A 23,887-nucleotide genomic window follows, 5' to 3' on the forward strand; every position below is an offset into this window, starting at 1 on the left:
TAAAAAAAGCCAAGAAAATCCAACCTTTACTTCAAATGAGAGCAGCAGTTATGAACTTGAAACATTCTCTGTTAGCCATTGCCATGTCTACCGTTTGTGCCGCTCAGGTACAGGCAGCCGATGCCGCCAAGCAAGCCGTGGTCGATTCACTCGCCAGCAACCTGGTCGTCAAGTATGAAGTGGTCACCAACGACGGTGCCAGTGCCGGTCTGGATTGTCAGGCGCTGGGTTCCGAGTGGGCGAGTTGTGGCGTTGCCAAGCTGCACCTGACCAACACCGGTGCGGACGTGACTTCCAAGGATTGGAACATCTACATCCACTCCATCCGCCGCATCCAGCGGGTGGACAACGACCAGTTCACCATCACCCACCTGACCGGCGACCTCTATCGCATGACGCCGACCGACAAGTTCCAGGGCTTTGCCAAGGATGCTGCGGTCGAAGTGCCGCTGGTGGTGGAGTACTGGGTGCTGTTTGAAAGCGACATCATGCCGAACTGGTACGTCGCCACCGAGGGCGCCGAGCCCAAGGTGATCGCCAGCATGACCAACATCGAAGATGCCACCAGCTACGAGAAGCCGATGCCGGCCGACGGCTGGAAGCGCACCAAGGATGACAAGAACATCCTGATGAACAGCGAGACCCGTTTCGCTGCCAATCAGGCCAGCACGCTGCTGCCGGCCAGCAAGATCGACGACCAGATCATGCCGACCCCGCTCAAGCAGGTGGTGAAGGCGGGTCCGCAGGTCGATCTCTCCAGCATCAAACTCAACGCGCTGGATCTGCCGACCGACCGTGCCGAAGCCATCAAGGCGTCACTGACCAAGCTGGGTGTTACCCTCTCCGACACCGGCTACCCAGTGACCATCAAGCTCGGCAGCAAGGTCAAGCAGGCCGAAGGCTATGACATGAACATCGGCTCGCAGGGCGCGCTGATCCAGGGCCACGACATCGACGGCGCCTTCTGGGGCGCGCAATCCCTGATCTCCCTGCTGGGGGTCAACGACAAGCTGGTCAGCCAGATGGCGGTCGAGGATGCCCCGCGCTTCGAGTACCGCGGCATGCAGACCGACGTGGCCCGCCACTTCCGTGGCCCGGAAACCCTGCGCAAGCTGATCGACCAGATGTCGTCCAAGAAGCTCAACACCCTGCACCTGGGCCTGACCAACGATGAAGGCTGGCGCATCGAGATCCCGGGCCTGCCGGAGCTGACCGACGTCGGTGGCGAGCGTTGCCACGATCTGTCCGAAACCAAGTGCATCCTGCCGCAGCTGGGTTCAGGTCCGACCAGCGACAACATGGGTAGCGGTTTCTACAGCAAGGCCGACTATATCGACCTGGTCCGTTACGCCAAGGCGCGCGGTGTGACCGTGATCCCCGAGGTCAACATGCCGGCGCATGCCCGTGCCGCCGTGGTCTCCATGGAGGCGCGTTACAAGCGGCTGATGGCCGAGGGTAAAGAGCAGGAGGCGAACCAGTACCGTCTGCTCGATCCGGCCGACACCTCCAACATCACCTCGGTCCAGTTTTACGACAAGATGTCCTTCATCAACCCTTGCCAGCCGGGCTCCTCCGCCTTCGTGGCCAAGGTCATGGATGAAGTCGGCGCCATGCACAAGGCCGCCGGCCAGCCGCTGACCGTCTGGCACTACGGTGGTGACGAGGCGAAGAACATCATGATCCGCGATGGTTACCAGGATCCGGCCGTCACCAAGAAAGAAGATCTGGTGGCCTGGAAGGGCAACACCGACTGGAGCAAGCAGGACAAGCCGTTCGGCAAGTCCCCGCTGTGCCAGAAGATGATCGACGAGGGCAAGATCAAGAGCGTAGACGAACTGATGGTCTACTACGCGAAGGAAGTTGCCAAGATGGTCAAGGCGGATGGCTACTCCACCCTGATGGCGTGGGAAGATGGCCTGAAGTACGCCGACGGCGCCAAGGATTTCGCCACCGACAAGACCCAGGTCAACTTCTGGGAAACCCTCTACTGGGGCGGCTTCAACAACGCGATGGCGTGGGCGCACAAGGGTTATGACGTGGTGCTGTCCAACCCGGATTACCTCTACCTGGACTTCCCGAACGAGGTGCATCCGGCCGAGCGTGGCTACTACTGGGCGACTCGCTTCACCGACACCCGCAAGTTGTTCAACTTCGCCCCGGAAAACCTGCCGCAGAACGCCGAGACCTCGGTTGACCGCGACGGCAACGCCTTCGTGGCCAAGGGTGACCAGGATCCCGTCAAGTTCAAGGGCATGTCCGGTCAGCAGTGGGGTGAAACCGTGCGTACCGATGCCCAGTACGAGTACATGGTCTACCCGCGGATCTTCTCCGTGGCCGAGCGTGCCTGGCACAAGGGTGGCTTCGAGCTGGATTATGTGAAGGGTCGCGAGTTCTCCGGCGAGACCAAGCATGTCAACAAGGCCACTCTGGACAAGGAGTGGAACCAGTTCGCCAACCTGCTGGGTCAGCGTGAGCTGGCGAAACTGGAAGCCTACGGCGTCGAGTACCGTCTCTCGGTGCCGGGTGCCAAGGTCGTCAACGGCAAGCTGGAAGCGAACGTGGATCTGCCTGGTCTGCCCATCCAGTACAGCCTGGATGGCAAGAGCTGGAGCGCCTATGACGCCGCGGCCAAGCCGAGCGTGAACGGCAAGGTCTACCTGCGTACCACCAGCTTCGATGGCAAGCGCACCAGCCGCGTCACCGAACTGAACGGATAGCTGTCAACCGCTAACACCAGGCGGGTCGCAAGACCCGCCTTTCCCAAGGCCGATATGTCATCGGTTTTGGGAAAGGTTGACTGTGCGTGTGAGCCTTTGTTGTGTGTGTGTATTGTCTGTTTTTCATCACTTGTGACCCCGCCTGGTGCGGGGCTTTTTTTGCCCGCGTTTTGCCGGCGGCGTCGTCGGGGTGGATCAGAGAGGGTCTTCGGGTCGGTCGATATCCTGCACGCAGCCGGGATCATCCAGCGTCAGGCAGATCAGGCGGTCGGCGTGGCGATCGAGCACCGGCTTGGCGCCTTGTTCACCAGAGAGGCGGGCCAGCTCGGGCAGCAGGTCGGCGGGAAAGCTGACGGGATGCCCCTGCTGACCCTGGTAGAGGGGCCGCACCAGCGAGTGACCCTGCTGGGCAGCCTGCAAGGCCAGCAGGCTGGTGTGGGAGAGATGGGGCATATCGGCCAGCGCCACCAGCAGACTCTGGATAGGCCAATCCTGGGCGAGCAGGGTGCGGACGCCGTGGGCCAGGCTGTCACCCATGCCGCCATCTGCCGGCACCTGGGTGATCAGGGCGCCCGTCGGCGCCAGCAGCTGGCGTAACGCCTCGTCTCGCTGCCTGAGCACCACCAGCACGCGGTCATGGCAGGGGAGCAGGGTGGCGAGGGTGCGCAGGATCAGGGGCGGGGAGCCCGCCAGTCGCTTGTCGCTGCCGTAGCGGCGGGAGAAGCCGGCGGCCAGCAGCAGGGCTATCCGCTCAGGCCGCATCTTGGCGAAGCCTCAGGCGAATGCCATGACGGGCGGCGATCACCTCGGCCAGGGTGGCGATGGCGATCTCGATCGGGGCCTTGCTACCGATCGGCAGCCCGATCGGCGCATGGATCCTGTCGAGCCGCTCCCGGCTGATCTCGCCGATGCGCTGCAATCGCTCCAGGCGGCGCTCGCTGGTGCGCACCGAGCCCATGGCGCCCAGATAGAAGGCCTCTGATTCCAGTGCCGCCATCAAGCCGGCATCGTCAATCCTGGGATCGTGGGCCAGGGCGAGCACGGCGCTCCGGGCCGTGACATGACGCTCGACGAAACGCTCGGGGTCACACCACTCCACCGCTATGCCGCCCTGCTCCGGCCCCCAGTGCCAGTCGGGGCTATATGCCTCGCGGGTGTCGCACAGCAACACCTCGAAGCCAGCGGCCTGTCCCAGTCTGGCCACCTGCTCGCTCACCTGACTGATCCCCAGCAGCAGCAGGCGCCAGCGCTGGGCATAGCTCAGCCGCACCCTGTCTGGATCTTCTTGCTCGCCCTGCATCTCGTCGGCCAGATAGGAGCGCATCCCCTGATCAAGCCGCACCTCCCGCACGAAGGGGAGGGCGCCTTGCAGCCTGCTCAGCCACTCGTTCAGATCCGCGACGGCCTCATCCCCTTCGAGGCGCTCCACCAACAGCCGGATGCGGCCGCCGCACGGCAGCTCGAACTCGCTGCCATCGGGGGCCAGATGGGATCCATAGTCCAGCAGGCTCAGGGGCGAGTCATACTCCCCCCTGGCCAACATGGCGACGAAGGCATCCTCGATGCAGCCGCCGGAGATGGAGCCGCTGCGGCGGCTGCCGTCGGTGGCGAACAGGGCCCCTTGCGGGCGGGGAGCCGAGCCGTAGGTCGCCACTATGCTGCACAGCCAGATAGATTTTCCTTGAGCGAGCCAGGCGAGGCTCTGACGCAGCACCTCCAGCTGACCGCTACTCATCGTGCGCCTCGACGATCTCCTTCTTGAGCGCCTCGATGTCGCTTGCACTCAGGGTGGAGGGCTGATGGGCCCAGGTCTGGCGCAGGAAGTTGACCAGATCCGCCAGTTGCTGTTCGTTGAGCTCCTTGGCATAGCTTGGCATGGGGGCGAAGCGCTCGGTCTGGCTGTAGCTCTGGGCCGGGATCCCGCGCAGCAGCACCGCCAGGGTGTTGGTCGGGGTCGCCTGATCCAGGGTGGCGTTGGTGTACATGGATGGCGTCACGTTCGGCTTGCCCTGACCCTCCTGGCCATGACAACCGGCGCAGTAGTCCCGGTAGAGCCCATAGCCGGGGTGCGCCCTATCCAGGGTGACTTGCTTGGGCTCCGGCACCGGCAGCGGGGTGTCGCTGCCCAGCAGGTAGCTGGTGACGGCGTGCATGTCTTCGTCGGTCAGGTAGGCGAAGCTCTTCTCGACCACGGGGTACATGCCGGCGAAGACGCCGCCCTTGACCGAGTAGCCCTTGCGCAGCAGCCGGGTCAGGGAGTCATGGGTCCAGCCCTGGCGCCTGAGCTCGGTGGCGGTGATCTCCGGGGCCATCACCCCCTCGATCATGGCTCCTTTCAGGTAGCCGGAGTCGTCCATCGCCATGAAGGTATCCCGCGGCGTGTGGCATTCGCCACAGTGCCCCAGCCCATCCACCAGGTAGCGGCCACGATTCCAGTTGCTGCTCTTGGCCGGATCCGGTTGAAATGCGCTGTCCTCATGGGCCACCAGGTTCCAAAATACCAGGCCGGTGCGCACGTTGAAGGGGAAGCCGACCTCGTTGTCACGGTTCGGGGTGGCGGCCGGTTTGGTCTGCATGAAGTAGGCGTAGAGCGCCTTCATGTCCTCATCCGTGACCAGGTGGTAGGAGGTATAAGGCATGGCGGGATAGAGGCGGCCATTGGGGGCGCTGCCGTTGTGCATCACCTCATAAAAATCCTGATAGCTGTAGCTGCCTATCCCCTGGGCCTTGTCGGAGCTGATGTTGGTGGAGTAGATGACGCCGAAAGGCGTCTTGAACGCCAGTCCACCGGCATACTTCTGGCCACCTTCGGCGGTGTGGCAGGCGGCGCAGTCGCCGACCTTGGACAGGTATTCTCCCTGTGCCACCTGCGGATCCTGGGCGTCGGCCGCAGACACCGTGCCTGTGCCGAGCAAGAGTGCGAATGCGAGTCCGGAGAGCATCATGTGCGTACTACCCCCTCCGAGATCAACATGGCCTTGACCCCCTCGTAATACTTCTTGTAACCGGTGCAGCGGCAGACGTGATCTTTAAGCGCACCCTCTATGGTGGATTCGAGATCGGCCATGGCCACCGGCTGCTTGCGCAGCCGCTCCAGCAGCACTGTGGTCTCGTTGACGAAGCCCGAGGTACACCAGCCGCACTGGAAGGAGAAGTGATCCAGGAAGGTCTTCTGCACCGGACTCAGGGCGATGATCTTGCCCAGGTTGTTACGCTTGGCGTGGCCTTCCACCGTGCGTATGCGCTGGCCATTGAAGCGGCCAACCCCGTTGACGCAGGTGCGCACGCTCTCGCTGCTGCCATCCGCCCCGTCGACGACTATGGTGCAGGCATGACAGACGCCGATGCCACAGCCGAACTTGGTGCCGGTCAGGTTCACATACTCGTGCAGGAAGTCGATCATCATGGTGTTGTCATCCACTTCGATCGGGCCAATGAGACGGTCGTTGATGGTCATGTTTACGGTGATCATTGGATGGCCTTCTGAATGTCGGTTGCAGTCACGGGAAGATGATAGAAGCGGGTGCCGGTCGCCTGATAGATGGCTTCGACCAGGGCGGCGACCACGGGGATCATCACCACTTCGCCAATGCCCTTGGTGGCATCGGTCGGCGAGAGGGGTTCCAGCAGGGTGTGGGTCAGGTTCCAGACCGGCAGCTGGTGCGCCAGGGGGACCTGATAGCGGTTCAGGTTCCAGGTGCCGTTGCCCGGCCCTTCCTGGCCTGACGGCAGATATTCATACAGAGCATGACCGACCCCCATGGCCAGGCCGCCCTGGATCTGGCCTTCCACCAGTTCGGGGACTATGACCCGACCGGCGTCCAGCCAGCTGTGGGCGGACAGTATGTGCACCTTGCCCGAGCCCTTCTCCAGCGCGATCTCGACCAGGGTGGCGCAGGGGGCGTAGTAGGTCACCATGGCGTTGTTCAGGTTGGTACTGGGATAGTGGGCCTGGGTGCGATCGAGCAGTTGGTAGCCGTTGGCATCGGCCTGTGCCCGCCGCTCGCTGCTGGCGCCGTCACCGTAGCGTAACGCCAGCGCGTCTATGGGCAGGCGCTGGCTCTGACCCTCGATGGTGAAGTCGCACTCGGCCCAGGCCCAGCGGTTGAAGCTGTGCACCATGGCGCCGGTGATGAGGCCGTTGGCGTGGGCATGAGCCGCCAGCAGGGAGAGCGGCAACGGCGGCATGCCACGGGTCGTCAACCCCGCTGGGGTCCAGCTCGCCTCGCTGGCGGGGCCCAGGTCCAGACCCGCCTGACCGACGAAGAACTGCTTGCGCCAGATGGCGGCAGCCGCCGGCCAGAGCGTCTGCTCGAACAGGATGCGGGCCGCCGCCACAGTGGCGTGACTCTGGAAGTAGGAGGAGATGGAGGCCGAGGAGGCCTGCGGAATGGCCAGCGTCCAGCGCGGGTTCTTCTGCATCTCGTCCTGGCGTTCCTGGGAGATGGTGTAGGGGTTATCGGTCTCGACCAGCTTGAAGCTCTCCCAGAGCGCGATTTCGGCGAGATCTATGGTGTCGGCCGGTTGGCCGAAGTAGCGACTGACGATCTCGGCCTGGGAGGTCTGGATCCCTGTGCCCATCTCCATGCCACTGATCTTGAGGAGGATCTCCCCCTTGCTTGTCAGTTCGACACAGGCGGAGGGGGCCACGGCGCCGGTGCCATAGTCCTTGGTGGTGATGCTGAAACCCGTGCCGTGCAGGCGGTCCGGGTGCTGGGTCTCGTAAGCCTGCTTCCTGGCCTGGCGCTGGGCCCAGATCTCGTGCCGCTCGGCCATCGCCAGGATCTCGGGGTAACGGTTGTTGCCCTGGGGAATGGCGCCCTGGGTATTGGGCTGGCCGGGCTTGATCAGGTTGCGGCGCCGCAGCGCCAGCGGGTCCATCTTCAGCAGCGCGGCGGCCTCGTTGATCATCATCTCCATGGCCGCCATGGTTTGCAGGGAGCCGTAGCCGCGCATGGAGCCGCAGTCCGGGTTCTCGGACGGCAGGGCTACCGCCGTGATGTCGTTCTTGGGCAGGTAGTAGACGCCCTGAATGGCGCTGGCGCCCACGCTGGCCACTGAGCCGGTGAAGTTCAGGCGACCGCCACCGTCAACCGTCATGGAGGAGATCAGGGCGCGGAACTGGCCGCTCTGTTTGTCGAGCACCAGCTTGTTGTGCATGTTGAACGGATGACGCTTGAGGCCACCCTGGAACTGTTCGAAACGATCGTTGGCCAGGCGCACCGGGCCGTCGCCATAGATAGTCGCGAGCAGGCCATAGAAGGGGAATATGGTGTGATCCTTGGCACCGAAGCCACCGCCGATGAAGGGGGAGTGCACCACCAGCTTGTCGACCTTGCCAGCCAGCGGGCCTTTGGCCAGCATCTCGGCGGCCTGGTAGTAGAAGTCGTGAGGGGACTGGGTGCTTATCACCAGGTGCATGGTGCGCGCCTTGGCGTCGAACCAGCCGTTGAAGTTTTCCGGCTCCATCATCATGGGTTCGATGAACTGGGTCTGGTAGCTGCGATCCAGCACCAGGGCGTCCTCGGCCTCCAGCTCCTTGTGCACCAGCTCGGCCTGATACATCCCCTGTTCGCCCGCGTTGCCATCGGCCTTGGCCGTCGGCCACACCGGCTGGTGGCTGACGATGGCCGGGAAGAAGAGCCCGTTCTTCAAGGTACTGTACTGGTCGCTCATGCCGAGCTTGCCCTCGATCCGGATGATGCGCCAGCAGGCCCAGGGATCGCGGGTGGTGGCGACCAGCGGCACAACCTTACCGTAACGGATCACCTTGTCGTTGAATTGCAGGATCTGCTTGGCCCGGTTGAAGGTGGCGAAGTCCTGGAAGATCAGCATGGCGGCCGCATGACCCAGATAATCCGGGGTGGCCCCTTCGCTCACCATCATGTTGATGCCGTAGAAGGAGGGCAGCTCGACGCCGTCGCGCGCCAGATCGGCGGCGGTGACGACCCGAGCCGGTTGGGCATTGGCAGGCAGCATGGAAAGATCCAGCCCCAGATAGACGCGATCCGCCTTGTCGAGCCGGATCAGCAGCGCATGTTGTTGCTGGGACGGCCAGCCGGCCAGATCCTGGGCGCGATAGTCCCGGCTGTAGATCTTCTGGCCGGTCACCTTGGCCAGGCCATCGCTGCGGAACTTGACCTTGCCGCCCTGCTTCCACTGGCCGAGCAAGGCGGGATCGAAGATCTCGTCTTCCATGCCGGACAGGGAGAGGTTGGCGAGGAGGGGGGCGCTGTAGACGGCGATGCCGGCGATGACGCACTGCTTGATGAAATCACGTCTTGATAAGGGATAGGACATGGTTCAGCTACCTGTGTGAGGATGAGGCGAGTGGCTCGGGGGAAAGGGAGGGGACAGGTGTTGTCGACCATCTTCCCTGATGTCGCAGCAAAAATGATAAATAGAATACTAAGGATTGAGGGGTTTGAAAAACATCTGTTGCATCTTATGTTGAGTTGATGCGATTTATCAGAGCAATAAGCTGAATTTCGTGGTGTTTTAGTTGTATTTTTGAGCTTTTGTATTGTAACTGTCGTGATAAAAGTATTTTGTGTGTACTCACAAGAGACTGTTTAATTCTAGACCCATATGAATTGATCTATTTCATGATTTACCCGGATGAGACTAAGCCGCGCGAGGTTTAGCGGATCCACTAGGTGGGAAGCTTGTCGGCCCCAGCGCAAATGGGGCCTGGTGGCGCGGCCCACTTGCCGTGGCGGCAAATTCCTGTTGAGCCTCATGGATGAATAGTGGATCATTGACGGTTTCTAAGCGGGGGCGCGCGGTTGCCCCACGAGCTGAGACATTCGAGGTGAATTCATGACCGAGGCGAGCAGCCCAACCAACTTTATCCGTCAGATCATCGATGAAGATCTGGCCAGCGGTAAGCACAAGAGCGTGCATACCCGTTTCCCACCCGAGCCGAACGGTTATCTGCATATCGGCCACGCCAAGTCCATCTGCCTGAACTTCGGCATCGCCCGCGACTACCAGGGCCAGTGCAACCTGCGCTTCGATGACACCAACCCGGCGAAGGAAGACATCGAGTTCGTGGAGTCCATCAAGCAGGACGTGCAGTGGCTCGGCTTCCAGTGGAGCGGCGAGATCTGCTACTCCTCCGACTATTTCGACAAGCTGCACGGCTACGCCATCGAGCTCATCGAGAAGGGTCTTGCCTATGTGGACGAACTCTCCCCCGAGCAGATGCGCGAGTACCGTGGCACCCTGACCGAGGCCGGCAAGAACAGCCCGTTCCGCGATCGCAGCGTCGAAGAGAACCTGGCGCTGTTTGCCAAGATGAAGAACGGTGAGATGGCCGAGGGCAGCGCCTGCCTGCGCGCCAAGATCGACATGGCTTCACCTTTCATGGTGATGCGCGATCCCGTCATCTATCGCATCAAGTTTGCCCACCACCACCAGACCGGTGACCAGTGGTGCATCTATCCGATGTACGACTTCACCCACTGCATCTCGGACGCCCTGGAGGGGATCACCCACTCCCTGTGCACCCTGGAGTTCCAGGACAACCGCCGTCTGTACGACTGGGTGCTGGACAACATCAGCATCGACTGCCACCCCCGTCAGTACGAGTTCTCCCGCCTGAACCTCGAATACACCGTCATGTCCAAGCGCAAGCTGAACCTGCTGGTGACCGAGGGGCACGTCAGCGGTTGGGACGATCCGCGCATGCTGACCGTCTCCGGTCTGCGCCGCCGTGGCTACACCCCGGCCTCCATCCGCGAGTTCTGCAAGCGCATCGGCGTGACCAAGCAGGACAACATCGTCGAGATGAGCATGCTGGAAGCCTGTATCCGCGACGATCTCAACGAGAACGCCCCGCGTGCCATGGCCGTGCTGCACCCGCTCAAGGTAGTCATCGAGAACCTGGCGGGCGACGAGGTGCTGACCGCACCGGCGCACCCGAACAACGCCGAGATGGGCAGCCGCACGCTTCCCTTCAGCCGCGAGATCTTCATCGACGAGGCAGACTTCAAGGAAGAGGCGAACAAGCAGTTCAAGCGCCTGGTGCTGGGCAAGGAAGTGCGCCTGCGCAACTCCTATGTCATCAAGGCCGAGCGGGTCGAGAAGGATGCGGAAGGCAAGGTGACTTGCGTCTACTGTTCCTACGATCCCGAGACCCTGGGCAAGGATCCGGCCGATGGCCGCAAGGTGAAGGGGGTGATCCACTGGGTCAGCGCCACTCACTCCCTGCCGGCCGAGATCCGTCTCTACGATCGTCTGTTCAAGATGCCGAATCCCGCTGCCGAGGATGACTTCGAGGCGGCGCTCAACCCGGATTCGCTGGTGATCATCGCCGGTGCCCGGGTCGAGGCCTCCCTCAAGGATGCCAAGCCGGAGTTTGCCTACCAGTTCGAGCGCGAAGGCTACTTCTGTGCCGACAACAAGCTCTCCAGCCCGGAGCACCTGGTGTTCAACCGCACCGTGGCCCTGCGCGACGTCTGGGGCAAGGCCGAAGGCTGATGCGAGAAGGGCAGGGGAGACCCTGTCCATCACCCGCCCCCTTGCGGACACAAAAAAGCCAGCATCATGCTGGCTTTTTCATTGCTGCTCGCGGGCCGACGGCGTTATTCGTCGTGCTTGCAGTCGCCGTTCGCGCAGTGACCATAGAGATAGAGACTATGGTTGGTCAGGCGGATGTTGTGCACCTTGGCGATGTCGCGCTGACGCTGCTCGATCACCTCGTCGGAGAACTCGATCACCTTGCCACAATCGAGGCAGACCAGGTGGTCATGATGCTCCTGGGTGGCCAGCTCGAACACCGACTTGCCGCCTTCGAAGTGGTGACGGGTGACGATACCTGCATCATCAAACTGGTTGAGAACGCGATAGACGGTAGCGAGACCAATCTCCTCACCCTGATCGATCAGCCGTTTATACAGATCTTCCGCACTGGTGTGCTGGCAGTCCGGCTGTTGCAGGATTTCCAGGATTTTGACGCGGGGCAAGGTGATCTTGAGCCCGGCCTTTTTTAACGCTTGGTTGTTGTCTGCCATATTCTATTAATTCGCATTCTCGAAGGTGTGGTTATTCTGATTGACTGCCGAAGGAATGGCAACCACGAACTCGTATGGCCTGTCATTATAGGTCGTAGCCAAGTTAAAAATAAACCCAGCAATTCAAGGGCTTTAGCATGTTCAGCCCCCTTGGAGGATAAATATACCCCGCAGTGGCTAGGCTTGCTCCGCCCGGAAATGTTGATACTATGTAATTTCTCTATTGTCTGGTCGGATGAGATCCATGGATTGGCTTTTTGGCAACGCGGCCTGGGTGCGCCACGCCCTCAACGCCTGGCCTCCCTTCTGGGGAGCCGGCATCAACATCGAAACCCTGAGCCCTGATTTTCGCTTCTGTCGGGTCACCCTGAAATCCCGCTGGTGGAACAAGAATGCCAACCGGACCCAGTTTGGCGGCAGCATGTTCGCCATGACGGACCCCATCTACCCGCTGATGCTGATGGGCCATTTCAAGAATCGCTATTATGTCTGGGACAAGGCGGGTAGCATCAATTACATCAAGCCGGGCAAAGGGATGCTGGTGGCGGAGTTCACCCTGACCGACGCCAAGCTGGCATCGATCGTGGCGGCCACCGAGCGCGGAGACAAGCACTTCCCCGAGTTCGAGGTAACAGTGCAGGACAAGGGGGGTGAGCTGGTGGCCCAGGTCAAGCGCACCCTCTACGTGCGCGCCAGACCGGAACACAGAGCGACCGAGTAGGCCACCTGCTGAGGCGAGAGTCAGAAACAACAAGGGCCCCAGCGGGGCCCTTGTTGTCAGAGGAGGGAGATCACTCCAGCTCGCTCAGGCACATCTCTTCGTGCAACTGCTTGCACCAGCCCTTGACGCGCTCGGCGGTCAGCTCCGGCTGGCGATCCTCATCGATACCCAGACCGACGAAGTGCTTGTCATCGACCAGGGCCTTGGAGGCTTCGAACTCGTAGCTCGCGGTCGGCCAGTTGCCGATGATGATGGCGCCCTTGGCCTCGACGATGTCGCGCAGGGTGCCCATGGCATCGAGGAAGTACTCGGCATAGTCTTCCTGATCGCCGCATCCGAAGATGGCGACCAGCTTGTTGGTGAAGTCGATCTCTTCCAGCTCGGGGAAGAAGTCATCCCAATCGGCTTGGGCTTCGCCGTAGTACCAAGTCGGGATACCGAACATCAGCAGATCGAAGCTGTCGATGTCGGCCTTGCTGCTCTTGGCAATGTCACGGACTTCAATCAGTTGTTTGCCCAGTTCTTTCTGGATCATCTTGGCGACAGCTTCGGTATTACCGGTATCGCTGCCGAAAAACAGACCTACACTAGCCATAGTGTTTAGTTACCCGTATTTGGTGTTAATGCTTAACGGTCAGATTGCGATGCCTGCTGCAAAAGCAGACTCAATCTGTTGCTTCAGGATAGATTGGATCAGCTCGGCTCGGCTGACGTTCTGTTGTAACGCAAGTTGGTTCAGGCGCTCCAGCAACTCGGCCTCCACCTTTAACTCTACCCGTTTCAGGCCGTTCTCCCGATCGCGCTTGAGCTGATTGCGCTTGTTGATCTTGAGTTGGGTCTCACGGGGGAGTGGATTGGTCTTTGGCCTGCCGGGGCGCTTCTCAGTTGCGAACAGATCCAGTGTTGTTCGATCAGTTTGCTGTTTGGCCATACATCACAGATGAAAAGTAGTTAGCCGATCCCTGAGCCTTCCCAGCCCATTTCGATCAGCCCCTTGGCGACAAAACCCGCGCAACCCAGAAACAGAACCAGCCAGACGATGAGACGACCGAAGCGGGGCACGTTGCCGCGTTTGAGCACGTCGTGAATGGCCAGACCAATCAGCAGGAAGATGGCCACGAAGAACAGCTTCAGGCCCAGACTCTCGATCAGATCGATATGTTCACTCAGCATGGATTGCGCGCACTCCTTATGACGGGCGCACTATATCACAAAGGATTTGAAACTGTTAACCGCCTGTCGACAGGAAATCCACAACCAATTTGTTGAACAACACCGGCTTTTCGGCGTGCAGCCAGTGACCGGTTCCGGCGATGACGCGGGCCTTGGCGGCCGGGAATTGTGCCATCACAGTCTCGGTATATTGGGGCTGCACATAGTCGGAATCTCCCCCCTTGATGAACAGGGTCGGCCCCTCGAAGCGGGTCTGGTCGTCGGGCCAGCCCATGATGTTGGCGTAGTTGCGCTCCAGCGCCGGCACATTGAAGCGCCAGCCCCAACCGGACTCCCCCTTGGCGAAGGACTTGAGCAGGAACTGGCGCACGCCGGGGATCTCGACGTACCGGGCCAGCAGGGCCTCGGCCTCGGCACGGCTCTGGGGCGGATTGGCAAGGGTGGCATTGAGCCCGGCGAACACATTCTGGTGACGGGCATGGGGGTAGGCCACCGGGGCTATGTCGGCCACCACCAGCCGGCCGACCCGCGCGTGGGCCTGCTTGGCGACCTGCATGGCGACCTTGCCGCCCATGGAGTGACCGACTATCGCCACCTGATCCAGCGCCAGATGATCCAGCAGGGCGATCACATCCGCCGCCTGCTGCGGGTAGCTCATCTCGTCCGAGTGAAAGGAGGCGCCATGGTTGCGCAAATCGACGCTGATGACCCTGTATTGCTCACTGAGCGGACGGGCCAGCAGGCCGAGGTTGTCCAGGCTGCCGAACAGGCCGTGGATCAGGACGACGGCAGGGCCCTGGCCCTGTTCCTTGAAATGCAAAAGCTGATTGTGTTGCAAAATAACACCTTATCGGTCGTGGGCTGTTTCGCCAGATTCTTAACGCACTGAAAGAAAAGGATTTCATTCTCTTGGGGGGTCTCTCTTGTGGTTTTTTTCCAAAAAGACGACCCCGGGATCCCTTATCAGTGCGGGGGATCACACACTTGGACCCGCATTATGCCGTATTCTCGATGAGATTCATGCACATCTACCAGTCCCTCCCTTGGGCTGCCGGGTTTGCCTATGTATAATCGCCGCATCCGAATTTCGACGAGTCCAGCGCATCCCTATGAAAACCATCGAGCTTGATGACGATCTCTACTTCTATATCGCCAGCCAGACCCGGCACATCGGCGAGAGTGCCTCCGATATCCTGCGTCGTCTGCTGGAACAGCCCTCCCACATTGCCGTGCCTGTGGTCGAGCCCGTGGCGGCCCCCCAGCCGCGTGTGGTCGCCGATGCCGTGGGGTTGCAGGCCCTGCTCGACTCGGGTGAGCTGCAAAGAGAAGAGAAGTCCATCAACCGCTTCATGCTGGTGCTGAGTAGCCTCTACCGGGACAACCCGGAGAGTTTCACTCAGGCGACCGAGATCAAGGGGCGCAAGCGCGTCTATTTCTCGCGGGACCCCGAGGCGCTGCGTGCCAGTGGCAGCACCACCAAGCCCAAGCAGGTGCCGGATACCCCGTTCTGGGTGATCACCAATACCAACACCAGCCGCAAGCAGAACATGGTGGCCCAGCTGATGGCCAGCATGGGTTACGATGAAGCCTTGACCGCTCAGGTGTGCGGCACCGTTTAACGCATCAAAGACTCAGGCCTTGCCGGGCAAGGCCTCATGCAAGGAAAACGCCATGGCACAGCATCCCCACGCCGGTCAGCCGGCCCGTCTCAGCGACTTGACCAACATTCCCCGTCTGGTCAGCGCTTACTACCTCAACAAGCCGGACATGAGCCGCCCCGAGCAGCGGGTGGCCTTCGGCACCTCCGGCCACCGCGGCAGCGCCCTGCACAACGCCTTCACCGAATCCCACATCCTGGCGGTGACCCAGGCGCTGGTGGAGTATCGCCAGCAGGCCGGCATCACGGGGCCGCTGTTTGTCGGCATGGATACCCACGCCCTCTCTGAATCCGCCTTCGCCAGCGCGGTGGAAGTGCTGGCGGCCAACGGCGTCGAGACCCGCATCCAGGTCGGCCTCGGTTTCACACCGACCCCGGTCATCTCCCACGCCATTTTGCGCCACAACGCCAGCAAGCCGGCGGCCCTGGCCGATGGGGTGGTGATCACCCCGTCCCACAACCCGCCGGAAGACGGTGGCTTCAAGTACAACCCGCCCCACGGCGGCCCCGCCGAAGGGGAGATCACCAAGTGGGTGGAGGACAGGGCCAACGCCATCCTGGAGGTGAACCTCGCCGGGGTGAAACGGATGCCGTTCGCCGAGGCCCTCAAGAGCGCCCTGGTGGTCGAGCACGACTACGTCACCCCCTATGTGGACGATCTGGAAAATGTGCTGGATCTGGCGGCCATCAAGCGGGCCGGCATCAAGATCGGGGTCGATCCCCTGGGTGGCTCCGGCGTGGCCTATTGGGACGTGATCGCCAAGCGCTATGAGCTCGACATCGAGGTAGTCAACTATCGTGTCGATCCCACCTTCTCCTTCATGACCCTGGACAAGGACGGCAAGATCCGGATGGATTGCTCCAGCCCCTTCGCCATGGCCGGCCTCATCGCCCTGAAAGACAAGTTCGACATCGCGCTCGGCAACGACCCTGACTACGATCGCCACGGCATCGTCACCAAGTCCGGCCTGATGAACCCGAACCACTACCTGGCGGTGGCCATCCAGTACCTGTTCACCCACAGAACCGGCTGGCCCAAGACGGCCGCGGTCGGCAAGACGCTGGTCTCCTCCTCGATGATCGATCGGGTGGCGGGCGAGATTGGCCGCACCCTGAAAGAGGTGCCGGTCGGCTTCAAGTGGTTCGTCGATGGCCTCTACAGCGGCGAGTTCGGCTTCGGCGGCGAGGAGAGCGCGGGTGCCTCCTTCCTGCGCAAGGACGGCAGCGTCTGGACCACCGACAAGGACGGTTTCATCCTGGCCCTGCTGGCCGCCGAGATCCTGGCCGTGACCGGCAAGGATCCCCAGGCCCATTACGACGCGCTGGAGGCCAAGTTCGGCCGCTCCAGCTACCGCCGCATCGATGCTCCGGCCAACAGCGCGCAAAAAGCGGTGCTCTCCAAGCTGGATCCGGCATTGGTTGAAGCCTCCACCCTGGCCGGTGACCCCATCCTCGCCAAGCTGACCCGCGCGCCCGGCAACGACGCCGCCATCGGTGGCCTCAAGGTGGTGACCGAGCACGGCTGGTTCGCGGCGCGCCCCTCCGGCACCGAGTCCATCTACAAGATCTACATGGAGAGCTTCAAGGGCGAAGTACACCTGGATCTGATCCAGCAGGAGGCCCAGCTGATCGTCTCCGCCGCCCTGGCCAAGGCCGGCGTCTAAATCCCTCTGCAGGCCAACCAACGAAGAAAAAGAGGAGCCCCGGTGGCTCCTCTTTTTTTATGCAGCTTGTTTGCTATGCGGGTAACTCGTCTCGCGGGTCAGTCATTGCCGGCCTTGCCGGTGCTCGCCTTGCGGACTTGCCAGCGTTTGAAGAAGGTGCGCGTCGGCAGCTTCATCAGGAACAGGGAGAGCAGGATCACCCCGATGCCGAGCCACTGACGGCCATCCAGGGTCTCGCCCACCATCAGTACCCCCAGCGACACCGCCACCATGGGATTGGTGAGGGCCAGCATGCCCATCACCTCGGGGCCATGGCGCTTGAGGCCCCACAGCCAGGCCCAGTAGGCCAGCGCCGTGTTGAGCAGGATCAGCCAGGCAAAGGCGGGGGCACTCGCCAGCTGGGGTATCGGCATGGGGCCCGCCAGCCACCAGGCCAGCGGGATCAGCATCAGCCCTCCCAACAGCAGCTGCCAGGCGGTGAGGGCCAGCAGATCGCTCACCGGCCAGCGCTGCATCCAGCGGCTGGACTGGCCGATGAGCAGGGTGGCGAGCAGGGCGCAGCCCACGCCGATGGGATCCAGATTGGCGGAGGGGTTGAGCAGCAGGAGCACCCCCGCCAGCCCCATCAGCCCCAGCAGCAGCCATTTCAGGCTCGGCCGTTTGCCATCCTGCAACCAGGCCAGCCCCATCAGGATCAGCGGCAGGGTCGCGCCCAGGGTGCCCGCCACGGCGCCCGGCAGGCGGAAGGCCGCCACGAACAGCAGGGCGAAGAAGGCGGTGATGTTGCAAAACGCCAGCAGGAACTGCCTGCTCCAGATAAGCGGCGGTCGGCGGGGATGCAGCACCAGCAGCAGCAGGCCGGCGGGCAAGGCGCGCCACACCGCCACCCAGTAGGGGGAGTAGTCGGTCAGGTAGAGGCTGACCAGGGCATAGGTGCTGCCCCAGAGCAGGGGGGCGAGCAGGGCAATCAGCAGGGGCATGGCTATCTCACGGACAAGTATCTTCAAGTAAAGATAAATTAGCCGCGAGTTGGTTTATTATCAAGTATCTTTACGAAAAGATAATGGAGTCTGGATGGACAGTGATCATGTAGACCTGCTGCTGGCGCAGTGGGCCCGGCAGAGACCGGATCTCGACTGCTCGCCCATGGGCGTGCTGGGGCGGGTGGCGCGCATGGCGGCGATTGCCGGGCGCGAGGTGAATGAGGAGCTCAAGGAGTGCGGCCTGCTGGGCTCCGACTTCGACATCCTGGCGACCCTGCGCCGTGCCGGCGAGCCGCTCACGCCGACCCAGCTCTACCAGTCCGCCATGCTGACCTCGGGGGCCATGACGGCCCGGCTCGACAAGCTGGCCGAGCGGGGCCTGATCGAGCGCCAGGCGGCCCCGAGCGACAGGCGCAGCCTGCTGGTCTGCCTAACGGCGGACGGGCATGAGCTGATCGACAGGGCGGTGGAGCGGCACGTGGCGAACGAGCGCCGCCTGCTGGCCCCGTTGACGGACCAGCAGCAGGCGCAGCTGGCCGGCTTGCTCAAGCGCTGGTTGCTGGAAAACGAATGACAAAACGGGCCCAGCGGGCCCGTTTTGGTTGGCGAGTGAAGGCTCTCAGAAACCCCTGGCATCCCTGACCGCCAGACCCAGCTGCCACACCGCCATGGCGTAGTGGGTGCTGTGGTTGTAGCGGGTGATGGCGTAGAAGTTCGGCAGGCCGTACCAGTACTGATAACCGGTGCCCACATCCAGGCGCAGCAGGCTCGCCTCGTTGTGATTGCCGAGGGAGCCGGTGGGGACCAGTCCGGCCCCGCGCAGGGAGGAGACAGGGTAGCGAGTCTGGAAGCCGTGATCAAAGCCGGGCAGCTGGCCCTGACCGCGCACCGCCACCGGTTGTCCCTTCTCCCAGCCATGGGCCTTGAAGTAGTTGGCCACGCTGCCGATGGCATCCACCGGATCCCACAGGTTGGTATGGCCATTGCCGTCGAAGTCCACCGCATAGCTGCGGAAGCTGGACGGCATGAACTGGCCATAGCCCATGGCGCCGGCATAGGAGCCCTGGGGCTCTGCGGGATCCATGCCCTCATCCCGGGTCATCACCAGGAAGGCCTCCAGCTCGCTGGTGAAGAATTCGGCCCGGCGCGGATAGTCGAAGGCCAGGGTCGCCAGCGCATCCAGGATGCGGGTCTTGCCCATCACCCGGCCCCAGCGGGTCTCCACCCCTATGATGCCGACGATGATCTCGGGCGGCACCCCGTAGATCTGCTGCGCCCGGTTGAGCTCGCTCTCGTATTCACGCCAGAAGCTGACGCCGTTTTGCACGTTGTCCGGGGTGATGAACTTGGCGCGATAGCGGTTCCAGGCACCGGTCGGGCCGGTCGGCGGCGTGGTGGTGGGGGCCTGGGCGTCCATCAGCTTGATGATCCAGTCGTAGCGCTGGGCCTGCGCCAGCACTTGATGCAGCTCGGCGCCGTTGAAGCCGTGCTTGTCGACCATGCGCTGCACGAATCTGTCCACATTGGGACGATTGGCGAAGTCGCCCTTGCTAACCCCTTGGCTATAAAGGGGTTTGCTCGGTGGTGTCTGGTTGATGAAGGCGCTCTTTGGCTGTGGCTTGACCACGGGCGTTGGGGCCGGTGTGCTGCTGCAGCCATAAAGCAGGGGGAAGGTGGATAGGGTGAGGACACAGACAAGGCGACGCATAGGGTTCTCGAAGGCCTGAATAAGGAGTGTCGTCATGGTAAGACATTGGCATCCATGCGCAAGTGCTCAGTGCATGGCGGGGGGCCGCTATTCATCCTTTGATTGATTCGCCGCCAGCGAGCGCTTGGCGCCCTTCCTCATCGAAGGGTGTGATAGCCGCTCCAGAGCCGGGTCAGGGTGGTGATGCCGCAGAGCAGGGCGAAGCCGTAGGCGAGCGGCCCGAAGGCGCCGGGCCAGAGACACATCAGCACGAACAGGCTGATGGTCTCGCTGCCCTCGGTCAGACCGCCGATATAGTAGAGCGACTTGTGGTGGTAGACGGGGTTCTCGATGCCGCGCTTGCCCGCCATGATGGCGAAGGCCAGGAAGCTCGAGCCCGTGCCCATGAAGGCGAACAGCAGGGTGGCGGCGGGCAGGGCGTTGGCGGGATCGCTCAAGGCAAAGCCCAGCACCACGGCGGCATAGAAGATGAAGTCGAGGCTGATGTCGAGGAAGCCGCCACAGTCGGTGATCCCGGTCTGCCGCGCCACGGCCCCGTCCAGGCCGTCCAGCAGCCGGTTGAACAGGATGGCGAGCAGCGCCCAGCCGTGCAGCCCCAGCGCCAGCAGCGGCAAGGCCAGCATGCCGATGGCAAAGCCGGTGAGGCTGACCTGGTTGGCGCTGATCCCGGCCCGGCACAGGGGGACTGCCAGCAACTGGATCGGACGGCGAATGAGGGGGATCAGGTGGCGGTCAAACAAGGTCGGCTTCCTCTTTGTCGGAGCAGGGGGTGGTCAGGGTCAGGATGGCGCCCGGCGCATCCTCCTCGTCGTGGGTGACCAGGATGGCCGGTATGTTGAGGCGCTTGATCTGCTCGAACACCAGGGCGCGAAAGGCGCTGCGCAGCGCCTTGTCCAGCCGGGAGAAGGGCTCGTCCAGCAGCAGGGCTTGCGGCTCGGCCAGCAGCGCCCGCAGCAGGCTGACCCGCGCCTTCTGGCCGCCGGAGAGTCGGCCCGGCAGCTTGTCGGCCTGATCGCTAAGCGCCACCTGCGCCAGCGCCTCGAGGGCGCGCGCTCGCCTGGCCGCCAGCCCCTCGAGCTGGGCGGGCATGCCGAACATCAGGTTCTCCGCCACCGTCAGGTGGGCAAACAGCAGATCGTCCTGAAACAGCATGCCGACGCGCCTGGCCTGAGGGGGCAGTGGGGTGAGCAACCGCTCACCCAGATAGATGTCGCCGCTCAGCCGGAGGGGGCCCCCGGCGGGCAGCACGCCCGCCAGCGCCGCCAGCAGCGAGCTCTTGCCGCAGCCGCTCGGCCCCATCAGGGTCAGCACCTCGCCGGGGGCCACCTCGAGGGGGGGCAGCACCAGCAGGGGGCGGCCATCCAGGTGCAGGGTGAGGGGGGTGGTATGCAGCATGCTCAATGCCTCAGTGCGGGATTGATGCGGCGGGGCAGCCAGAGCGCCAGGCCGTAGATGAACAGCGGCAGCAGCAACTGCAGCAGGCCGTAGAGACCCGCCAGCCGCCGGTTGAGGCCGCTGCCGATGGCGACCGCCTCTGTGGTGATGGTGACCACGCGGCCCGCGCCAAACAACAGGGTGGGCAGGTATTGGGCCAGGCTCACCGCCGCCCCGACCCCGAAGGCGAACAGCAGCGGGCGCGCCAGCAGCGGCGCCTTCACCCGCCACCAGGCCCGCCAGGGGCTGGCCCCCAGGCAGAGTGCCGCCCGGGTGAGGCGAGGGTCGAACTGGCGATAGGCGCCGTGCAGGCAGAGGTAGACATAGGGGGCGACGAACAGCAGCTGGCTCCAGAGCACCCAGCCCCAGCCGATGCCATCGACTCCGGCGCCGCCCAGCCAGTCGATCTGGAGCCGCAACCCGAACAGCAGGCAGGCCTGGGGCAACAGCAACGGCAGGCAGATGAGCCAGAGCGGCCAGGGTCGGCGATCCTGCTGCGCCTCCAGGCTGAGCACCACCAGTAGCAGTGCGACGCCGGCGCAGAGCAGCGCCAGCAGCAGACTCTGCCACAGCAGGGGGCCCAGGCTGGGCAGCAGCTCCAGCCAGTGGCGGCCGCTCCACTGGCTCGGCAGCAGGGCGGGGAAGGGCCAGCGCCGGGTCAACGACCAGAGCAGCAGCGAGGCCAGCACCAGCAGGTTGATGGCGAGCAGGGCCCAGACGCCCGCCCGGGTCAGCCGTGCCAGCAGGGGGGAGGGGCGGGTGCGCCGACCGTCCAGCCAGCGCGCCTTGCCCAGCCTCCCATGGGCCCACTCCAGCAGCCGCAGGCCGGCGATCAGCAGCAGGTTGCCCGCCAGCAGCAGCAGGGCGCCGCTGGCGCTGGCGCCGCGCCAGAGCAGATCGGGATCCTGATACCAGAGCCAGATCCGCACCGCCAGCGGGGCCGGGGCATCCGGCCCCAGCAGCAGGGCGAGATCCACCACCGCCAGGCCATAGGCCGCCACCGCGTAGAGTGGCAGGCGCAGGGCGGGCCAGAGGGCGGGCAGCAGCAGGCGCCACCAGATCTGCGGCGCGCTGAAGCCCATGCTGGCCCCCAGCCACTGTTGACGCGCCAGCTTGGCGGGCTCCAGGGCGGCCAGCGCCATCAGCAGCAGGAAGGGGGTCTCTTTCAGGATCAGCGCCAGTATCAGCCCTAGCCCCCAGGGATCTCTCAGGCTCTGCCAGTCCGGCGGCAGCGCAAAGCCGGTGAGGGCGGGGGAGAGCAGCCGCAGCAGCCAGCCGGAGGGGGCGAGCAGGAAGGCGAAACCGATGGCGAAGGCCACGTGGGGCAGAGCCAGCAGGGGGGAGAGCAGGCGGCGCAGCCAGCCCATCCAGCGGCTTCCGTCACCCTGGGCGAGCAGCAGGGCGGTGCAGAGCAGGGCGCCCAGGGTGGAGGCGGTCGCCACCCAGAGGCTCAGGCCCACCGAGTGCCAGAGCCCGGGCTGGGCCAGCAGCAGCCTGAGATTGCCCATGGCGATGCCCTCGGCCAGCAGCAGCAACAGGCCGCCACAAAGCGGCGCGGCCAGCAGCAGGCCGCACAGCAGGATGAAGGGCAGGCGCCAGGCCCGGGAACTCATCGATCAGCGGCCGTAGCGCTCGGCCCAGGCCGCTTCCAGCCGCAGCTGCCAGCTGGGATGGGGCTCGGCCACCGCCTTGAAGCGCAGTTGGGGGCCGACGTTCGCGGACGGGGCGGCACCGAGTCTGGCGGGATCCAGCACGCTGGGATCACCCCAGAAGGCGGGATCCGCCTTGCGGGTCTGGGCGGCGGGGCTCAGCAGGAAGTTGGCCGCCACCATGGCACCGGCCCGTGCGCTGGCGTTGAAGGGGATGGCGAGGAAGTGGCTGTTGGTCAGCGCCCCCTTGCTCATGGCGACGGCCCTGACGGTCGGCGGCAGGGTGCCGTTTTGCACCGAGCTCTGGGCCTCCCCCGGGTTGAAGCTGATGGCCATGGCCAGCTCATTGTCATCGAGCAGCTGCTTGGTCTCGGCGGCGCTGGTGGGGAACAGCCTGCCCTTGCGCCAGAGCGCGGGGTGAAGCGCATCGAGCCAGGTCCAGAGCGGGGCGCTCAGCCGTGCGAATTCGGCGTCGGTCGCCTCCCGATAGAGGGGGGCGGGATCGGCGGTCAACTCCAGCAGGATCTGCTTGAGGAAGCTGGAGCCATGAAACTGCGGCGGCTTGGGGTAAGTAAAACGGCCGGGGTGGGCCTTGGCCCAGTCGAGCAGGGCGGCCGCCGAAGTGGGGGGCGTGCCGACCTCATCGCCGTTGACCATCAGGTTGAGCTGGCCTATGCCCCAGGGCGCCTCCAGCCCGTCCACCGGCACCGTGAAGTCCTCCGTCACCGGCAGGCGTCGATCCACCAGGGCCATGTTGGGCAGACTTGGGCTGAAGGGGGCGCCCAGCAGCCCCTGATCCTTGAGCGCCTTGAAGTTCTCGCCATTGACCCAGAGCAGGTCGATGGGGCCACCGCTGGACTTGCCCGCCCGCTTGTTGGCCAGCAGCTGGCTGACACTCTGGGCTATGTCATCCACCTTCACCTGCACCAGATTGACCTTGTACTGGCGCTTGAGCTCCTGCCCAGCCCACAGCAGGTAGGCGTTGATCTCCGGGCTGCCGCCCCAGGCGTTGAAATAGACGGTCTGGCCCTCGGCCTGCTGCAGGGTCTGCTGCCACTCCTCCTCGCCGGCCTGCAGGCTGGCCGACATCAGCAGGGGCAGTGCCGCGAGGCACATGGCGTGGAACAAGGAGCGAAGCCGGGTCTTGAACATGGTGATTGCCTTATG

Annotated in this window: 22 protein-coding genes; 6 read left to right on the plus strand and 16 right to left on the minus strand. The window is 63.4% G+C overall.

Annotated features, from left to right (window positions below):
- Positions 1-50 precede the first annotated feature (50 nt).
- Positions 51-2,717, plus strand: coding sequence for a beta-N-acetylhexosaminidase (locus EL255_RS06880; RefSeq protein WP_042651354.1), 2,667 nt, complete (start codon positions 51-53; stop codon positions 2,715-2,717).
- A gap of 195 nt (positions 2,718-2,912) precedes the next feature.
- On the opposite strand, the gene EL255_RS06885 is transcribed toward EL255_RS06880, so the two are convergent.
- The 5 genes from EL255_RS06885 to EL255_RS06905 are packed head-to-tail and all read right to left on the minus strand — an operon-like array spanning position 2,913 to position 9,017.
- Positions 2,913-3,479, minus strand: coding sequence for a nucleotidyltransferase family protein (locus EL255_RS06885; protein WP_042651355.1), 567 nt, complete (start codon positions 3,477-3,479; stop codon positions 2,913-2,915).
- Positions 3,469-4,452 carry an XdhC family protein gene (locus EL255_RS06890; RefSeq protein ID WP_042651356.1) on the minus strand — a complete coding sequence of 328 codons (984 nt, stop codon included), beginning with the start codon at positions 4,450-4,452 and terminating at the stop codon, positions 3,469-3,471. Before EL255_RS06890 ends, EL255_RS06885 begins: the two co-directional genes overlap by 11 nt.
- Entirely contained in the window at positions 4,445-5,662 is a 1,218-nt protein-coding gene (locus EL255_RS06895) for a cytochrome c (protein WP_042651357.1), read from the minus strand. The genes EL255_RS06890 and EL255_RS06895 overlap by 8 nt, the downstream gene beginning before the upstream one ends.
- Positions 5,659-6,189: a (2Fe-2S)-binding protein gene (locus EL255_RS06900; protein ID WP_042651358.1), complete on the minus strand. Its 531-nt coding sequence runs from the start codon at positions 6,187-6,189 to the stop codon at positions 5,659-5,661. Before EL255_RS06900 ends, EL255_RS06895 begins: the two co-directional genes overlap by 4 nt.
- The gene (locus EL255_RS06905) at positions 6,186-9,017 is read right to left on the minus strand and encodes a xanthine dehydrogenase family protein molybdopterin-binding subunit (RefSeq protein ID WP_042651359.1); all 2,832 of its coding nucleotides are present in this window, start codon (positions 9,015-9,017) and stop codon (positions 6,186-6,188) included. Before EL255_RS06905 ends, EL255_RS06900 begins: the two co-directional genes overlap by 4 nt.
- A gap of 519 nt (positions 9,018-9,536) precedes the next feature.
- On the opposite strand from EL255_RS06905, the gene glnS reads away from it, so the two are divergent.
- Entirely contained in the window at positions 9,537-11,198 is a 1,662-nt protein-coding gene (glnS, locus tag EL255_RS06910; RefSeq protein WP_042651360.1) for a glutamine--tRNA ligase, read from the plus strand.
- A 104-nt stretch (positions 11,199-11,302) separates the two neighbouring features.
- Here glnS and fur read toward each other — a convergent pair whose 3' ends face one another.
- Complete coding sequence (gene fur, locus EL255_RS06915) at positions 11,303-11,731, minus strand: ferric iron uptake transcriptional regulator (RefSeq protein WP_042651361.1); 429 nt, start codon at positions 11,729-11,731, stop codon at positions 11,303-11,305.
- A 244-nt stretch (positions 11,732-11,975) separates the two neighbouring features.
- Here fur and EL255_RS06920 point away from each other — a divergent pair, with 244 nt between their 5' ends.
- Complete coding sequence (locus EL255_RS06920; RefSeq protein ID WP_042651362.1) at positions 11,976-12,452, plus strand: DUF4442 domain-containing protein; 477 nt, start codon at positions 11,976-11,978, stop codon at positions 12,450-12,452.
- A 70-nt stretch (positions 12,453-12,522) separates the two neighbouring features.
- On the opposite strand, the gene fldA is transcribed toward EL255_RS06920, so the two are convergent.
- Genes fldA through EL255_RS06940 form a run of 4 tightly spaced genes read right to left on the minus strand, consistent with a single transcriptional unit; the run spans position 12,523 to position 14,445 of the window.
- Positions 12,523-13,047 (minus strand): flavodoxin FldA, encoded by a 525-nt coding sequence (gene fldA, locus EL255_RS06925; RefSeq protein WP_042651363.1) that lies wholly within the window; start codon positions 13,045-13,047, stop codon positions 12,523-12,525.
- Between the two features lie 39 nt (positions 13,048-13,086).
- Positions 13,087-13,383: a LexA regulated protein gene (gene ybfE / locus EL255_RS06930; RefSeq protein WP_042651364.1), complete on the minus strand. Its 297-nt coding sequence runs from the start codon at positions 13,381-13,383 to the stop codon at positions 13,087-13,089.
- 20 nt (positions 13,384-13,403) lie between these two features.
- Positions 13,404-13,625, minus strand: coding sequence for a DUF2788 domain-containing protein (locus EL255_RS06935; RefSeq protein ID WP_005325663.1), 222 nt, complete (start codon positions 13,623-13,625; stop codon positions 13,404-13,406).
- 55 nt (positions 13,626-13,680) lie between these two features.
- Positions 13,681-14,445 (minus strand): alpha/beta fold hydrolase, encoded by a 765-nt coding sequence (locus EL255_RS06940; RefSeq protein ID WP_042651515.1) that lies wholly within the window; start codon positions 14,443-14,445, stop codon positions 13,681-13,683.
- Between the two features lie 289 nt (positions 14,446-14,734).
- Here EL255_RS06940 and seqA point away from each other — a divergent pair, with 289 nt between their 5' ends.
- Both seqA and pgm read left to right on the plus strand, forming a co-directional pair.
- Entirely contained in the window at positions 14,735-15,244 is a 510-nt protein-coding gene (seqA, locus tag EL255_RS06945) for a replication initiation negative regulator SeqA (protein WP_042651365.1), read from the plus strand.
- A 52-nt stretch (positions 15,245-15,296) separates the two neighbouring features.
- The gene (gene pgm, locus EL255_RS06950; protein WP_042651366.1) at positions 15,297-16,946 is read left to right on the plus strand and encodes a phosphoglucomutase (alpha-D-glucose-1,6-bisphosphate-dependent); all 1,650 of its coding nucleotides are present in this window, start codon (positions 15,297-15,299) and stop codon (positions 16,944-16,946) included.
- 98 nt (positions 16,947-17,044) lie between these two features.
- Here the strand turns inward: pgm and EL255_RS06955 are convergent, their stop codons facing one another.
- Entirely contained in the window at positions 17,045-17,926 is an 882-nt protein-coding gene (locus EL255_RS06955; protein WP_042651367.1) for a DMT family transporter, read from the minus strand.
- A gap of 94 nt (positions 17,927-18,020) precedes the next feature.
- Here EL255_RS06955 and EL255_RS06960 point away from each other — a divergent pair, with 94 nt between their 5' ends.
- Positions 18,021-18,503 carry a MarR family winged helix-turn-helix transcriptional regulator gene (locus tag EL255_RS06960; protein ID WP_042651368.1) on the plus strand — a complete coding sequence of 161 codons (483 nt, stop codon included), beginning with the start codon at positions 18,021-18,023 and terminating at the stop codon, positions 18,501-18,503.
- A 45-nt stretch (positions 18,504-18,548) separates the two neighbouring features.
- On the opposite strand, the gene mltB is transcribed toward EL255_RS06960, so the two are convergent.
- The 5 genes from mltB to EL255_RS06985 form a co-directional block, all read right to left on the minus strand.
- Positions 18,549-19,637, minus strand: a complete 1,089-nt coding sequence (gene mltB / locus EL255_RS06965) for a lytic murein transglycosylase B (protein ID WP_042651369.1) — start codon at positions 19,635-19,637, stop codon at positions 18,549-18,551.
- Between the two features lie 137 nt (positions 19,638-19,774).
- Positions 19,775-20,377: a CDP-alcohol phosphatidyltransferase family protein gene (locus EL255_RS06970; protein ID WP_042651370.1), complete on the minus strand. Its 603-nt coding sequence runs from the start codon at positions 20,375-20,377 to the stop codon at positions 19,775-19,777.
- Positions 20,370-21,032: an ATP-binding cassette domain-containing protein gene (locus tag EL255_RS06975; protein ID WP_042651371.1), complete on the minus strand. Its 663-nt coding sequence runs from the start codon at positions 21,030-21,032 to the stop codon at positions 20,370-20,372. Before EL255_RS06975 ends, EL255_RS06970 begins: the two co-directional genes overlap by 8 nt.
- Positions 21,033-21,034: 2 nt before the next feature.
- A complete protein-coding gene (locus EL255_RS06980; protein ID WP_042651372.1) occupies positions 21,035-22,684 on the minus strand; it encodes an ABC transporter permease family protein in 1,650 nt (549 codons plus the stop codon).
- Between the two features lie 3 nt (positions 22,685-22,687).
- Positions 22,688-23,836, minus strand: coding sequence for an ABC transporter substrate-binding protein (locus EL255_RS06985; RefSeq protein ID WP_408608803.1), 1,149 nt, complete (start codon positions 23,834-23,836; stop codon positions 22,688-22,690).
- Positions 23,837-23,887 lie beyond the last annotated feature (51 nt).

Origin of the sequence: Aeromonas encheleia, assembly GCF_900637545.1 — a bacterium.
Lineage (GTDB): Bacteria > Pseudomonadota > Gammaproteobacteria > Enterobacterales > Aeromonadaceae > Aeromonas > Aeromonas encheleia.

Coding starts and splice junctions, on each gene's coding strand:
- EL255_RS06880 (WP_042651354.1), top strand. CDS start 51: ATGAACTTGAAACATTCTCTGTTAGCCATTGCCATGTCTACCGTTTGT.
- EL255_RS06885 (WP_042651355.1), bottom strand. CDS start 3,479: ATGCGGCCTGAGCGGATAGCCCTGCTGCTGGCCGCCGGCTTCTCCCGC.
- EL255_RS06890 (WP_042651356.1), bottom strand. CDS start 4,452: ATGAGTAGCGGTCAGCTGGAGGTGCTGCGTCAGAGCCTCGCCTGGCTC.
- EL255_RS06895 (WP_042651357.1), bottom strand. CDS start 5,662: ATGATGCTCTCCGGACTCGCATTCGCACTCTTGCTCGGCACAGGCACG.
- EL255_RS06900 (WP_042651358.1), bottom strand. CDS start 6,189: ATGATCACCGTAAACATGACCATCAACGACCGTCTCATTGGCCCGATC.
- EL255_RS06905 (WP_042651359.1), bottom strand. CDS start 9,017: ATGTCCTATCCCTTATCAAGACGTGATTTCATCAAGCAGTGCGTCATC.
- glnS (WP_042651360.1), top strand. CDS start 9,537: ATGACCGAGGCGAGCAGCCCAACCAACTTTATCCGTCAGATCATCGAT.
- fur (WP_042651361.1), bottom strand. CDS start 11,731: ATGGCAGACAACAACCAAGCGTTAAAAAAGGCCGGGCTCAAGATCACC.
- EL255_RS06920 (WP_042651362.1), top strand. CDS start 11,976: ATGGATTGGCTTTTTGGCAACGCGGCCTGGGTGCGCCACGCCCTCAAC.
- fldA (WP_042651363.1), bottom strand. CDS start 13,047: ATGGCTAGTGTAGGTCTGTTTTTCGGCAGCGATACCGGTAATACCGAA.
- ybfE (WP_042651364.1), bottom strand. CDS start 13,383: ATGGCCAAACAGCAAACTGATCGAACAACACTGGATCTGTTCGCAACT.
- EL255_RS06935 (WP_005325663.1), bottom strand. CDS start 13,625: ATGCTGAGTGAACATATCGATCTGATCGAGAGTCTGGGCCTGAAGCTG.
- seqA (WP_042651365.1), top strand. CDS start 14,735: ATGAAAACCATCGAGCTTGATGACGATCTCTACTTCTATATCGCCAGC.
- pgm (WP_042651366.1), top strand. CDS start 15,297: ATGGCACAGCATCCCCACGCCGGTCAGCCGGCCCGTCTCAGCGACTTG.
- EL255_RS06955 (WP_042651367.1), bottom strand. CDS start 17,926: ATGCCCCTGCTGATTGCCCTGCTCGCCCCCCTGCTCTGGGGCAGCACC.
- EL255_RS06960 (WP_042651368.1), top strand. CDS start 18,021: ATGGACAGTGATCATGTAGACCTGCTGCTGGCGCAGTGGGCCCGGCAG.
- mltB (WP_042651369.1), bottom strand. CDS start 19,637: ATGCGTCGCCTTGTCTGTGTCCTCACCCTATCCACCTTCCCCCTGCTT.
- EL255_RS06975 (WP_042651371.1), bottom strand. CDS start 21,032: ATGCTGCATACCACCCCCCTCACCCTGCACCTGGATGGCCGCCCCCTG.
- EL255_RS06980 (WP_042651372.1), bottom strand. CDS start 22,684: ATGAGTTCCCGGGCCTGGCGCCTGCCCTTCATCCTGCTGTGCGGCCTG.
- EL255_RS06985 (WP_408608803.1), bottom strand. CDS start 23,836: ATGTGCCTCGCGGCACTGCCCCTGCTGATGTCGGCCAGCCTGCAGGCC.